Source organism: Xanthomonas sp. AC360 (genome assembly GCF_979258225.1).
Map to the genome: position 1 here is coordinate 3,038,836 of NZ_OZ409846.1, position 12,895 is coordinate 3,051,730.

General features: G+C 64.2%; 15 protein-coding genes and 1 other RNA gene. 6 read left to right on the forward strand and 10 right to left on the reverse strand.

Annotated features, from left to right (window positions below; genetic code table 11):
* Positions 1–78 precede the first annotated feature (78 nt).
* From ACZZ0O_RS13105 to ACZZ0O_RS13115, 3 genes are all read right to left on the reverse strand, one after another.
* On the reverse strand, positions 79–1,179 hold the full coding sequence (locus ACZZ0O_RS13105; RefSeq protein WP_463590969.1) for a Glu/Leu/Phe/Val dehydrogenase dimerization domain-containing protein: 1,101 nt from the start codon (positions 1,177–1,179) through the stop codon (positions 79–81).
* Positions 1,180–1,335: 156 nt separating this feature from the next.
* Positions 1,336–2,592: a 2OG-Fe(II) oxygenase gene (locus ACZZ0O_RS13110; protein WP_463590970.1), complete on the reverse strand. Its 1,257-nt coding sequence runs from the start codon at positions 2,590–2,592 to the stop codon at positions 1,336–1,338.
* Positions 2,593–2,627: 35 nt separating this feature from the next.
* On the reverse strand, positions 2,628–3,155 hold the full coding sequence (locus tag ACZZ0O_RS13115; protein ID WP_323538137.1) for a M48 family metallopeptidase: 528 nt from the start codon (positions 3,153–3,155) through the stop codon (positions 2,628–2,630).
* Between the two features lie 395 nt (positions 3,156–3,550).
* On the opposite strand from ACZZ0O_RS13115, the gene ACZZ0O_RS13120 reads away from it, so the two are divergent.
* The gene (locus ACZZ0O_RS13120; protein ID WP_003489471.1) at positions 3,551–3,724 is read left to right on the forward strand and encodes a DUF1328 domain-containing protein; all 174 of its coding nucleotides are present in this window, start codon (positions 3,551–3,553) and stop codon (positions 3,722–3,724) included.
* A 144-nt stretch (positions 3,725–3,868) separates the two neighbouring features.
* On the opposite strand, the gene ACZZ0O_RS13125 is transcribed toward ACZZ0O_RS13120, so the two are convergent.
* Positions 3,869–4,123, reverse strand: coding sequence for a DUF2789 domain-containing protein (locus ACZZ0O_RS13125; protein WP_463590971.1), 255 nt, complete (start codon positions 4,121–4,123; stop codon positions 3,869–3,871).
* 131 nt (positions 4,124–4,254) lie between these two features.
* Here ACZZ0O_RS13125 and ACZZ0O_RS13130 point away from each other — a divergent pair, with 131 nt between their 5' ends.
* A complete protein-coding gene (locus tag ACZZ0O_RS13130) occupies positions 4,255–4,521 on the forward strand; it encodes a DksA/TraR family C4-type zinc finger protein (RefSeq protein WP_463590972.1) in 267 nt (88 codons plus the stop codon).
* A 148-nt stretch (positions 4,522–4,669) separates the two neighbouring features.
* On the opposite strand, the gene ACZZ0O_RS13135 is transcribed toward ACZZ0O_RS13130, so the two are convergent.
* Positions 4,670–5,263 (reverse strand): mechanosensitive ion channel domain-containing protein, encoded by a 594-nt coding sequence (locus tag ACZZ0O_RS13135; protein WP_463590973.1) that lies wholly within the window; start codon positions 5,261–5,263, stop codon positions 4,670–4,672.
* 1,079 nt (positions 5,264–6,342) lie between these two features.
* Here ACZZ0O_RS13135 and ACZZ0O_RS13140 point away from each other — a divergent pair.
* The 3 genes from ACZZ0O_RS13140 to ACZZ0O_RS13150 are packed head-to-tail and all read left to right on the forward strand — an operon-like array spanning position 6,343 to position 8,365.
* Entirely contained in the window at positions 6,343–6,927 is a 585-nt protein-coding gene (locus ACZZ0O_RS13140; protein WP_463590974.1) for an RNA polymerase sigma factor, read from the forward strand.
* Positions 6,924–7,469 (forward strand): hypothetical protein, encoded by a 546-nt coding sequence (locus ACZZ0O_RS13145; RefSeq protein WP_463590975.1) that lies wholly within the window; start codon positions 6,924–6,926, stop codon positions 7,467–7,469. Before ACZZ0O_RS13140 ends, ACZZ0O_RS13145 begins: the two co-directional genes overlap by 4 nt.
* A gap of 11 nt (positions 7,470–7,480) precedes the next feature.
* Complete coding sequence (locus ACZZ0O_RS13150) at positions 7,481–8,365, forward strand: DUF4097 family beta strand repeat-containing protein (protein ID WP_463590976.1); 885 nt, start codon at positions 7,481–7,483, stop codon at positions 8,363–8,365.
* Positions 8,366–8,485: 120 nt separating this feature from the next.
* On the opposite strand, the gene ACZZ0O_RS13155 is transcribed toward ACZZ0O_RS13150, so the two are convergent.
* From ACZZ0O_RS13155 to ACZZ0O_RS13175, 5 genes are all read right to left on the reverse strand, one after another.
* On the reverse strand, positions 8,486–8,671 hold the full coding sequence (locus ACZZ0O_RS13155) for a hypothetical protein (RefSeq protein ID WP_010366034.1): 186 nt from the start codon (positions 8,669–8,671) through the stop codon (positions 8,486–8,488).
* 188 nt (positions 8,672–8,859) lie between these two features.
* Complete coding sequence (locus ACZZ0O_RS13160) at positions 8,860–10,236, reverse strand: Hsp70 family protein (protein WP_463590977.1); 1,377 nt, start codon at positions 10,234–10,236, stop codon at positions 8,860–8,862.
* Between the two features lie 123 nt (positions 10,237–10,359).
* Entirely contained in the window at positions 10,360–10,833 is a 474-nt protein-coding gene (locus ACZZ0O_RS13165; protein ID WP_055845266.1) for an FKBP-type peptidyl-prolyl cis-trans isomerase, read from the reverse strand.
* 245 nt (positions 10,834–11,078) lie between these two features.
* A non-coding RNA gene (locus ACZZ0O_RS13170) (sX9 sRNA) lies at positions 11,079–11,155 on the reverse strand.
* Between the two features lie 167 nt (positions 11,156–11,322).
* Positions 11,323–12,369 carry a cation diffusion facilitator family transporter gene (locus tag ACZZ0O_RS13175; RefSeq protein WP_463590978.1) on the reverse strand — a complete coding sequence of 349 codons (1,047 nt, stop codon included), beginning with the start codon at positions 12,367–12,369 and terminating at the stop codon, positions 11,323–11,325.
* A gap of 114 nt (positions 12,370–12,483) precedes the next feature.
* Here ACZZ0O_RS13175 and ACZZ0O_RS13180 point away from each other — a divergent pair, with 114 nt between their 5' ends.
* A complete protein-coding gene (locus ACZZ0O_RS13180) occupies positions 12,484–12,819 on the forward strand; it encodes a zinc ribbon domain-containing protein YjdM (RefSeq protein ID WP_463590979.1) in 336 nt (111 codons plus the stop codon).
* Positions 12,820–12,895 lie beyond the last annotated feature (76 nt).

Here is a 12,895-nt window from a genome sequence, read left to right on the forward strand (position 1 = left end):
CAATGCCCGGGCGTCGTGTGTGCGGCCGCGGTTGCGTCATCGCACGTGTCGTCAAATGCGGCCCGCCTGCTGGCGTGCTTATTCGCCGCGCAATTTATGCAAAAAACGCGGTGCAGTGCGGCCCAGCGGCAGTTTGAGTTTGCTGATGGCCTCGATGCGCGTTTCGGCAATTTGATCGGCTGCCTGCTGCGGCGACACGTTCAACTGCGTGGACAGGTCGAAGACCTTTTCCAGATTGTGATAAATGCTGCGGATCAGGCGCATGGCGCGTTCGCGGTTGTAGCCGTCGATCTCCAGCGACACATTCATCACCCCGCCGGCATTCACCACGTAATCGGGCGCATACAGAATGCCGCGCTTGTGCAGCTCGTCGCCGATCGCAGCGCTGGCGAGCTGATTGTTGGCGGTGCCGCAGATGATCTTGGCCTTGAGCTGCGGCAGTGTGTTTTCGTTGATCGCACCTTCCAGCGCGCACGGTGCAAATACGTCGGCCGGCACCTGATGGATTTCTTCCGGGCGCACGGCTTCGGCGCCGTACTCGGCCACTGCACGATCCACCAGCGCCTGATTCAGATCGGCCACATAGAGCTTTGCGCCGCGTTCCTTCAGCAATTTCACCAGTTCCATGCCGATATGGCCCAGGCCCTGGATCGCGATGCTCGCCTTGCCCACCTCTTCGTGGCCGAGCTTGCGATTGAGCGAGGCCATCAGCGCCTGCAACGCACCGTAGGCGGTGAAGGGCGCCGGGTCGCCGGAGCCGCGATGCACCTGATGCACGCCGGTGACGTACTCACTCTCCAGGTAGATCTGTTCCATGTCGTTGACGTCGGTGCCGACATCTTCGGAGGTGATGTAGCGCCCGCCCAGGGTGTCGACAAAACGGCCGAATGCGCGAAACAGCACTTCGCTCTTGTCGGTTTTGGGGTCGCCGATGATCACCGCTTTGCCGCCGCCGACATTCAGCCCCGCCAACGCGTTCTTGTAGGTCATGGTGCGGCTGAGCCGCAGCGCATCCGTAAGCGCCGCTTCGCTATCGGGGTAGGGGCGCATGCGCACGCCGCCCAGGGCCGGCCCGAGCCGCGTGCTATGTAGGGCGATGATGGCTTTGAGGCCGGCGTCGCGGTTGTGGCAGAAGATCACCTGCTCGTGACCGGTGGTATCGAGGGTTTCGAAAAGCATCGAAGGCTCCGCGGGGCTGCGTGATGTGCCTCCCCTGACACCGGTCATGCACCCGTGCAATGGGGAAACAAAAAAACGACGTCTGCAGACCCTGTCCGATCACGTCGCGCTGCAACATTTTAAACCACGTCAGTGGGGCGCAGTGTATGAACCTGTTCACCAATCCCGATAGCATCGCTGCCGGAACCACAGCGTCGCCAGCCACTTGTTCCCGGCCGCGACCGGCAGGCCGGCATGCAGCGAATCAGGATCGGGTCGGCCATCGGCGTGCAGGTTGTCGAAACACACCACCGACCCTGCGCAGGGCGGCACGCAGACACCTGCAACCGGGAAATCGGTCTGTCCACCTGCCTCGACCGCATTGAGATACACACAGACCGTGCGCAGGCGATTACCGGCAGCGGGACGATCAGCGGCAATTCTGCTGGCCGGCAGGTAGTCGCGATGCGCGCGATAGTGCTCCCCTGGTGCGTAGCACAGCACCGACAATGGCTCGGCGTGCGTCAGCGGTAGCCGCGCACAAGCGGCCAGCCTCGCCTGCGCAGCGCGGGCGGCGAAGTCTTCAAGAATCGGGTCCAGCGTCGCACCGCGGCTGGTGCGGATCGGCGTGCGCTGGCTGCTTGCATCATTCGGATCGAACACCTGGGAGGCGCGCAGATGTGGGCGTGCCAGCAGGATCAATAGCCGGCACTCGTCGGCGGACAGCACGGCGGAGTGGCTTTCGATCGTTGGACGCTGGTGGAGCCGCGTCGGCGCGCCGCGAGGGGTGAAGTGCATGTGCGCGGGCGCGCTGTCATCGACCGGATCGGGAGGCGCGATCTGGACCTCGGGGAGGGCCGTGATTCCCAGCGGCTGCAGTTGCCGCAGCAGGTGCTCTGCTGCGTCGGGCTGGGCGGCAATGCCTTCGCCGCGCAGCAGGCGCTCGGCGAGCAGCACCGCGGCTGGCACATCGCCAGCCGATGCAGCCTGCTCCAGCAGGCGCACACAGTGTTGTTGCTGATGCGGGTGATCGATTCGACCGTATTGAATGGCTAGCGCGCGCAGCGCCGGCGGGTAGTGTGCGTCTGCTGCAGCGTGCAACCGCGCATGCGCTTGTGTTCCCAACTGCCCAGGGTCCTCGCCCATAGCCAGCGTCGCCAGCAGATACGACGCTGCAGCCACGCCGTTGTGCTCTGCGTGTTGCCAGTGCGCGATGGCCTGAGCGACATCCACCGGACCGCCGATGCCGTAGGCCAGCATGCGGCCGGCTTCGATCTGGGCGGTGGCATCGCCTGCGGCTGCGCCACGGATGTACCAGGCGAGAGCTTGCTCCGTCTCACCGGCGCGCACCAGCGCCTGCGCCAACGCATTGATGGCCGCGGGCTGTTGGCCTTGTGCGGCGAGGGTGAGTTGCGCGAGGGACGAGGCGTGCATGGCTGCATCCTAATCGGTGACCCGGCACAACGCGATCAGCTGTCTGCTGCGAGTGCCAGGTGGGTCAGATACAGGCGCAGGTCGAATTCGAGCTGGTGGTAGTCCGGGGTCATGTGGTTGCACAGCTGATAAAAGGCCTTGTTGTGATCGGCTTCTTTCAAGTGCGCCAGCTCGTGGGCCACGATCATCTGCAGGAAGGGCTCCGGTGCATCGCGAAACACCGAGGCAATCCGGATTTCGCGACTGGCCTTGAGCCGGCCGCCGTGCACGCGCGAGATGGCCGTGTGCGTGCCCAGCGCATGCTTCACCACCTGCAGGTGGTTGTCGTAAATCGCCTTGTGCAAGGTGGGCGAGGAGCGCATGTAGCGCTCCTTCATCGCCTTGACGTAATCGTACAGATGGCGATCGGTGCGAATGCTGTGCCGCTCCGGATAGCGCCGCGCCAGGACCGTGGCGAGCTTGTCCTGTGCGATCAGCTCGCGCACCTGATCCAGGACGGCGGGCGGGTAACCGGTGAGATAGCGAAGAGTGTCCATGGCGATCGACTGCTGCAAGAGCTGCATGATCGCCGATGCTGGCGAATCTGTCTTAGCCGTGAAGAGCAGGCGCGCTGCAGAGCGTTCGAATGGTTCCCGACGATTGCGGTCAATGACATCAGTTTCATGCAGGCAAGCGCGACCAGCTCGCCTGCTGCGTGGTCGCTATCGACTCGATCAGTGTTGAAAACAGCATCGATCGAAAGTTGCCTGGTGACGTCGACGAACCGTCAACGTGCAGTGTCTTCGCAGAGAACCTACGCGCCGTTAGCGCTGAACGCCGCCTGCGTGTGGCAGCGTGTGTCAGGTGTATTCACGAATGCGGCACATGTGGATGGGTAGCGTGCAGCGCATGTTTTGCGGCGCTGTGTCGCAAGCACACGATCGAACAACGGCAGCGTGCCGGATTAGGAGACAACTACATGATCAAGTGGGCCATTATCTTCGCCATCATCGGACTGATTGCCGGTGCGCTCGGATTCGGCGGGATGGCAGGCGCTGCGATGGGAATTGCCAAGTTCCTGTTCTGGGCCGGCATCATCATCGCCATCGTGCTGTTTGTGCTGGGCATGACGATCGCCAAGAAGGTGACCTGACGCGCAGTGTGCAGCTGGACAGTGTTGCGCTGTCAGCTGCACTGCTGCAAAAAAGAGCGGCCATTGGCCGCTCTTTTTTATCAGCGCGTTGTACAGCGCGATCGCTGAAGGCGATCTCTACCGTAAGCATCGAGCGGGCCTGAGTCAGACGCCGGTATCGTCAGCGGTCGTATGCAGGGCGATATTGAGCTGGTCGATGGTCACGATCCAGTCGGCATCGTCGAGACGTTCTTCACGCAGCAACTGCGCCTGTGCGGGCGTCCAGAACGGCGCTTCTTCCAGGCGTATATCGCCAGGCAAGGGCGAATGTTCGGCGATGAAGGTGCGAATGCTGGCCTCATCGGAGGCCAAGCCAAGTTGGGCGAACAATTCGGAGAACGGGTGGACAGGGTGTTCCATTGCAAATCCCTCGTGGGTGCGGATGACTGAATGTTAGAGCACCCAGTTTGAGGGCACTGTGCACGGCCGGCTTGGATTTGCCTGCGCCAATGACCATCTATCCAGCCTGACCAGATAAGGGTGAGACGATCATGGCGACCGGATGGGCGGGTGATGGGGCAGTGCAGGACCAGATCGATGCCACCATCGAAGACGCGATCAAGCGTGCGCGCAGTCAGCTGCACCAGGGGGCGAGCCTGACCCATTGCGAAGCTTGCGATGCGCCGATTCCCGAAGCGCGACGCAAGGCCGTGCCTGGCGTGCAGTTGTGCGTGAACTGTCAGGAGGCGCACGACCTGGAACAGGGCGCGCAAGGCGGATTCAACCGTCGCGGCAGCAAAGACAGCCAACTGCGTTGAGTGCGTTGGTGCGCTCGCGAATGGCGGGTGTCTTGTTGACCTCAAACATGCGTTGCCGAGAGCACATTGTTCCGGCAGCGCTGCTGACGTTCGGGAGCTTTGCGGTCGGCAAGAGCGGTGGTCGCATGCCCTCCACGTCACTGCGTGCTCAGTTCGTGTTGAAACCGCTGCTTTCGCGCCACCGGCGCGTGGTGCGCTGGAAAAACAGGCTGTTGGGGACCTGCAGCACGCTGCCCGCATGGTCGCCGGTTTCTTCCAATGTCGTGTAGATCACGTTGATATCGATCACGCGTCCCTTCAGGCCGGGCTTGTCGCCACCTTCGAGCAGCTCGATGTGATCGTGCAGGCGAAACGGACGTGTGGTGATGATCAGGAAGGTGCAGAAGATATTGGACAGCACGCTCCATGCGGCGAAAAACGCCACCGCGCCAACCGCAGCAAAGCCGGTGAATGCCGTCCATAGCGTTTCGCTAGAGACACCGGCAACGTGCAAGACCATCAGCAACGCGCTGGTCGAAATGATGAAACTGCCAACGCGACGAATACCGATCATCATCTCGGCGGGCACGTTGTAGCGCGTGCATACGCGCCGCAGCAATTGCCGCAACAACAGGCGTAGCAAGCCCGCCAAGGCAAGTATCAGCACGATCTTGATCGTTGGCACTGCGACTGCCAACCACTCAGGGTTCCAGTGAGGCAACAGGCTGCGGATCATGGCGGGCAAGGGGTCGGACGCGGACATCAGATCAGGCAAAAAGCGGGGTGGACCGCCATTGTAACGGCGCAACCTGCACGCGACAGGTGCAGGGGATGAACGTGCGCGCGCGTCTGAGTCATCCGGCTGTAGCAGGCGCTGTTGCTACACCTCGTGCTTGTCCTGTTTTTTGAGGGGAGTGAGGTGGATGCGGACTGGCGAAACCGACGGTATTCCTGCGACGCAGCGCTGCTCAAGGCCGCGGCGACGCCAGACGCGCCTAACCAAGTGCCTGGCATTACAGCGCCGTACAACGCTTGCCGAGCGGCTCTATAGATGCGCTGGTGATCGGACCTTGAGGCAGTCGCGTCCTGCCGATGGCGGAGGCGCGCTGGCTGGGAGCCAACTCGTCTTCGCTGTATCCGATCTTGGCCATTCAGTGCCGATACGCACGTCATGCGCGACCAAGACCGCCAAGCGCCGCCAGGTCTGCGCGATCGCGTGGACCGGTGCCCACTGATCCGGTCTACTGGCACCGATGCAGGAGGCCTGCACCAAGGGGGCATGCAGTAGGCAGACATCGATTCGGGCAGGTGTCACCCTGAGCTGCACTGTGTCCAGTCGCTGCACTTGGGGGCAGTGGGACGTGCATTAGGCCAGGGCCAGTCCGAGCAGGTGTGGCATGACGATCTCCAACGTAAACCAGGCGCTACGCCGCGGTAGCGTCGGCAGGCGGCGATGCGGCGCGGGAGTGCGCCATTGCAGACTTGGATGCGGCGGCCGGCCAAAAGCTTTAGAGCTGCGAACATGCGTACTGCGCTTACCGGCAGGCGGCCGTGGCCGGGAATCGGCAGGGACTACCCGTAAGCCCGGTTCTGAGTGCGTTATCCGCGCACCACCTGACGACTGCTCGCTACGCTTTATCGGCCGCTCTCGCAGTGGTGATCGGCTGCTGCGCTGAGGATTAGCGAGCACTGCAGCGATTGCAGTGGTGAGACGGCTGTTCGCCACGGATCCAGCCATGCGGCACCGCCAGCACACCAGCCAGGGCTCGCGCCGTTCTGCGGGCTTCCAAAAAAGTTTGCGCGGGTTTAAACCATTGCGCTGTTCGGTGCATCCAACTGGCTATGCTCGACACCTCCGTGCCCATCGATGCCCTGCCGTGTGCCACCCCCGCCGACCGCGACGATGCGGCGTTGGCGCGTGCGGCAGCGGCTGGCGAACGCGCTGCGTATGAGGCGATTTATCGCCGCCATTCGCCGCGGCTGTATTCGCTGGTCTGGCGCTTGTGTGGCGGCAATGCCGCGCGCGCCGATGACGTATTGCAGGACACCTTCATCGCCGCGTGGAAGGCATTGCCGCAGTTTCGCTTCCAGAGTGCGTTGGGCACCTGGTTGCATCGGCTTGCCGTCAATACCGCGTTGATGGAGCTGCGCGCACGTGCGGCGTTTGGCGATCAGGCCAGTGACGATACCGATGCGATGCTTGCGGCAGTTCCCGACGCAGCAGGTTGTCACTCGATCCGGATGGATCTGGAGCGCGCCCTGGAAACGTTGCCGCCGCGCGCCAGGGCGGTGCTGGTGCTGCACGATATCGAAGGCTGGAAACACCAGGAAATTGCCGATCAACTGCAGATGGCAGTCGGCAGTTCGAAGGCACAACTGCATCGCGCGCGCGGTCTGCTGCGCGCGCGGCTTGGAGAACACGCATGACCCCTGATCACCCTGATCACCCTGATCGCATCGAAGCCGAGTCCCGGGCCGAAGACGCTGCGCTGGTCGCGCGCTTGCAGGTGTTGCCGCAGCAGCGCTTGCCGCCTGCGCAGCTGTGGGAGCGCATCGCGCCGGCGCTGGTGCCGCATGCCACTGCGGTGGCACGTCGGCCGGGTCGTCGTCGCTGGGCGCTGCCGGTGCTTGGCGTTGCGTTGGCAGCGGTCGTGGCCTTGGTCGCTGTCGTGCCCGGCATCAGGCAGCACACACCGCCGCCGCGTGCTGTGCAGCCGGCGCTCGTGGCGCAGGCGCAGGCGATGGCCGGGCAATACCAGCAGGCCATCGCCCAGGTTCCGCTGCAGCAGGTGCCGGCCGATCTGCGGCCTGCGCTGGATGAGCTGGATCAAAGCGCGCGGGCCATCCACGCGGCCATCGCGCAGAGCCCGCAGTCCGCCTTTTTGTTGTCGCAACTGCAGCGCACCTACGCCAAACGGCTGCAATTGACCCGTCTTGCCTCCCAGGGCGAGGCATCCTTCCCAAGTTGAGGAGCATGCTCATGCGCTACGCACATCTTTCCCTGTTGCTGTTGGCTGCGGTTTGCGCTGCGCCTGCGGCGGCCCAAACGGCGGTCAATCAGAGTCATCCGTTGGCACGTGGGGGGCGCGTGGAGCTGGAAAACATCGCCGGTCAGATCCGTGTGCGTGGGTGGGACCGCGACGAGGTGGCGCTGACCGGCACCTTGGGCGAGGGCCAGCGGCTGGAGGTCGATGCGAGTTCGAATCGGCTGCAATTGGAAGTGATCTATCCGCATACCAGCCGCAGTAGCAAGGGGGCGCAGCTGGAGTTGCGCGTGCCGCGCGGCGCCATGCTGCAGGTGGCTGCGGTCAGCGCGTCGGTCGATGTGGACCAGGTCGATCTTGCGCAGCTGCGGCTCAAATCCGTCAGTGGCGACGTAGTGGCGCGCGGTCGTGCCAAGGAAGCGCAGCTGGAGACGGTTAGCGGGACGTTGCGCAGCACGGTGAGCAGCGGGCGGGTGACGCTGGGCACGGTCAGTGGGCAAATCGACGCGCAAGCCGGTGCCAGCGGCGTGGTGTCGGCCGAGTCCGTTTCCGGTGATGTCCGGATCGGCGCGGGACAGGTCTCGCAGTTGCGTTCGCAAAGCGTGTCTGGCTCGGCCTCGGTTACGGTGGCCGGGCTGGCGCCGGGCGGCAGCATCTCTGCAGAGAGTGTCAGCGGCACGATCACGCTGGGCGTGCCGCGCAACGTCTCGGCGGCGCTGAATGTGGAGGTCTTCAGTGGCGACATCCACTCGGTGGCCGGGCGGGTGGAGCGGCCTGAGTACGGCCCTGGCAAGAGCCTGCGCGCGACGCTGGGGGCCGGCAACGGCGATATCAAACTGGAGTCGCACTCGGGTTCGGTGCGTATCGACTACAGCAACTGACGCCGAAAACAGACGTGCCACCTTGCGGTGGCACGTCGGTAACACTTCAAGGCAACCCTTGGCGGCAATTGTCGCAAGCGCGCGCTGCGATGCGGGCGCAAGTGACAGCGTGCTCGCTGCTTACGCGATCTTGTCGCCGTCGTTGCGGGCGGGGCCGAAGTTGGTGGTGAGCACTTCGATCCGGCCGCCGGTCTTGCGGAACGCGGCGATGTCGGCAGCGATACGCTCACGACTGAGCGGCTGCGACTTGCCTTCGCTGCGAGCGATGCTGGGCTGGGATTTCTGCTTGGTCGCGGGACGTGCCATGTGGCCTCCTGTAGCGGGGAAGTGCAATGACACCGCGTGCGGCGAGGGTGGTGCGCGCGAAAGCGGTGTCGAGAAGTGCGATCGCGTTCGGTGCGCAATCGCGGCGGCACGACGGGCGTGCCTTGCAGGCGAGACGGCTGAGCGTCAGGCAGCAACCGCGCATTATAGGCGCTGAGCGCCGATTTGTGTTAACCGTCCGACGGGCGGGCGCCCTGTGCCGCCGCCCAAGCCAGGCCCTGCACCACGCCGAACGAGGGATCGCCATGCACCATGCGCGATTCCGGAAAGGCCGCCGCCACGGTGTCGCGGATATAGCCGGCGCGCGACATGCCGCCCGTCAGGAACAGGGTGGCCGGCGGTGCGGCCATGTCGGCCCGCACCTGCGCAAGCAAACCTTCCAGCTCGCGCAAATAGCTGGAAGCGGACGCCACCAGTGCGCTGGCCTGCACGTCTACGCCCAGCCCGCGTTCGATGAATTCCAGCGATGCCTGGTGCTTGTCGAGCTCGCTGAGCGCGATCTTGCAGGCTTCCACGCCGCGATACAGGCGCGCGGTATTGCCGGTGTCCTGCAATGCCTGCAGGCGCTTGTCGAACGGGGCAGGCACGTCCTGGTATTTGTGCAGGCGGAATTCGCGTTGACGGGTCATGTCCTGCACCATCGCCGCTTCCACATAGTGGTGCGCCGGCACGCGGGTGATGCCGCGGCCGAACAGCGGCATGTAGGCGGCGAGACTGAGCGCCAGATCGATATCGGTACCGCCGCGCGGAATGCCCCAGGCACGGTGCACCTGCGGCGGGGCACTGCCGCCGACGCTGGCATGCGCGATGTCGGTGGTGCCGCCGCCGATGTCCACCACCACCGTGTCGTGCCGGGTGTCGTGGCTGACGTGATAGTGCATCGCTGCGGCTGCGGGTTCTTCGAGAAACTCAACGCTGTCGAAACCGGCGGCGATGGCGGCGGTCTGCAAAATCTCCAGTGCCTGTGCATTGCCGGCTTCGCCGATCGAACTGCGAAATTGCACCGGGCGGCCGAGCACGGCGTTGCGGATGTTGAGATCGAACTGGCGCGAGGCGGTGAGACGGATATGTTCCAGCACGTGCGTGGCGATGCCGGTGATGGTCTGGCGCGCGCGCGGGTGCAGGTTGTAGCCCAGCATCGACTTGGGGCTTTGCACCAGATTGCCTTCGCCTTCGAGGAAGTAGGCATCCAGCGCGTCGTCGCCGTACACCGCGTTCTGCAGCAGCGCCGCCGAGCTGCGCGGCTCGCGCACCTGCTCTTCCATCCATTGCCGGCGCACGATGCGCAACGCCTCGCGGCGCAGGCTGTCCTGATTGGGGGTACGGCCGGCGGCAGTCGCATCGCGGCGGGCGGAGTCGATCAGGCGCTCCATCTCGTATTCCAGCGCGGGCGTGAGGCTGAAATTCTCCGGATCGCGCATGGTGTCGGGGAAATACACCGTGGTGCGGAACTGCAAGGCCTCACCGAAGCGCACCGGTTGCACCTGCCCGTCGACGATCGCCGCGGCGGCGGAGTTGCTAGTACCGAAGTCGATGCCGAGTTTCATGCAGAGTGCCTGAGAGCGGGCCGCGCACTTTACTACGGCTGCCGCGTCCACCGTCCAGACCGGCACGCAGGCATTGCGCCCAAGCCGATGTGCCGCGTGCCGGGCGGCACGCGGCATCTTGCATCAGGCCGCGATGTCGTCGACGTGGCCCTGGTTCAATTCATCGGTAGTGGCTTCGCGCACTTCAACCACTTCGACTGCGAAGTGCAGGGTCTGCCCGGCCAGCGGGTGATTGCCGTCCACGGTCACCTGCTCCGGGCCGACGTCGGTCACGGTCACCAGGACCGGGCCCTGTTGGGTGCGGGCTTCGAACTGCACGCCGGGCACGACGTCGACATCGGTGGGGAAGGCATCGCGCGGCACGTGCTGGATCAGCTGCTCATGACGTGGGCCATAGCCTTGTTCGGGCGCAACGTCGGCAGTGAGCGTGTCGCCGATGCGCTTGCCGTCCAGTGCCTGCTCCAGGCCGGGAACGATGTTGCCGGCACCGTGCAGATAGCTCAGCGGGGTGTCCGGGGTGGAGCGGTCCAGTACCAGGCCGCTGTCATCGGACAGCGTGTAGTGAATGGTCGCAACGCGACCTTGGCTGATTTCCATTGGAAACCTCCATGACGGGTGATCGAGGGGAGTGCATCGGCTGATTCACGATGCGAAGAGATGCTGCCTGCACACCGTAGGCAATCGCAGTGGATCATGCAACCGCAGCAAGCGCTGCGGTTTGGGCGAGGATCAGCTTGGTGCACTGCCTGGCACGACGCTGCTGCAAGCCAATGTGGTACCACGCAGGCTTGTGTGTGACGGTCGTGCGGTTCGGCTCGCTACACGGCCCGTGTAGCAAGAGCGGCTAGCAACACATAGCGAGCAGTGGTCAGGTGGGTGTGGACGGCGTGCTCAACACCGGAGTGCACGCGTTGTCCATGTCGCACCGCGCACCGGCCGCGCTCGTCTGGCGGTGAGTACAGTGGTTTTGTTAACTGCTGTTATGCGTTTGCTGCCGTTTCGCTGCGTCACGGTACAGCACGCATAGCGCTAAAACGCCGCACATCGAGCGCGCGGCGCAGCTGCATCAGCCAGCTGTGTGCGCATTCACTCCGGTTGCGCGCCACGCTCGATCTGTGCGCGGCGCGCGCGCCAGGTTTCCGGTGTCTGCGGTTTGATGAACAACGCGGTGAGCTCGGGATGCTGGCGCTTGGCTGCTGCTTCGATGCGCCCGACGCAGGCTTCGATCTGCGGCGTGGTGCGGCTGTCTTCGAACTCGGCGCTGAGCGCGGCAACCACCTGGTTCGGGCCCATCTGCATGGTCAGCACGCCGTTGGCGGCGCGCACATCCGGGTCGCTGGCGGCAATGCGGAGCAGCGACTCGGTGACATGCGCATGCGCGGGTTCGCCGATCAGCAAGCCCTTGGTTTCGCGCGCCAGCAGGAACGCGGTGAAAGCGAGCACACCGGCAATGCCGATCGATGCGATGCCGTCGAGCTCGGGCATGTCGAACAGCTGCGCGCCGGCCAGGCCAAGCAGTGCCATGAACAGGCCGATCAACGCCGCGCTGTCTTCCAGCAAGACAGTAAAGGTGCTGGGGTCCTTGCTCTGGCGAAACGCCTCGAAATAGCCCATGCGGCCCTTTTTGGCGCGGAATTCGCGCAGTGCCACCACCCAGGAGATGCCTTCGAACACGATCGAGACACCGAGCACGCAGTAGGCGACAAGATGGCTCTTGGCCGGCTCTGGATGACGCAGATGCACGATGCCTTCGTAGAGCGAGACGCCGGCGCCCATCGCAAACACCAACAGCGCGACGATGAAACTCCAGAAGTACAGCTCGCGCCCGTAACCGAAGGGGTGTGTCGGCGTGGGTGCTTGCGCGGCACGACGCAAGCCGTACAGCAACAGCACCTCGTTAACGGTGTCCACCAGCGAATGCACACCTTCGCTGAGCATGGCCGAGCTGCCGGAAATGCCTGCAGCAATGAATTTGGCCACTGCGATGGCCAGATTGCCGGCCAGCGCGACGTAAACCACCAGGTGCGAGCCCTTGGGTTTTGCAGGGCCGCCGGATCCGGCATCGCTGGGTCCGCCGCCGGCGTTGCCAGCGTGTGCGGCGCTCGATGTGGGGGACACTGGCGGGTTGGACACGTGCGACCTGCGGGGTATTCGATAAGCGCTGCACTATCGCGCCGTGGCCGTGCCGGGTGCGTGATCGCAGCGCCGGGGAGCTACAATCCACGCCCGTTTCGACCAAGGAATCGCATGTCTACCGTTCCCGCCTGCCCGCAATGCGGCCAGGACAACACCTATGCCGACGGCGCGTTGTCGATCTGCGCGGAGTGCGGTTTCGAATGGACTGCAGGCGAGGCCACCGCGAACGCGACGGTCGTGCGCGACAGCAACGGCAACGTGTTGCAGGCCGGCGACACGGTGACGGTGATCAAGGATCTCAAGGTCAAGGGCGCGTCGATTCCACTCAAGCAGGGCACGGTGATCCGCAATATCCGCCTGGTCGAAGACGATGCCGAACATATCGAAGGCAACTCGGAAAAGATCAAGGGGCTGGTGCTGAAGACCTGCTTCTTGCGCAAAGCGTGAGCGTCACTCGCGGGTAAGTCGCTCGCGCAGGAATGCGCCTGTGCGCGATGGCTCTAGTGGAACTTCATCGCGCTCC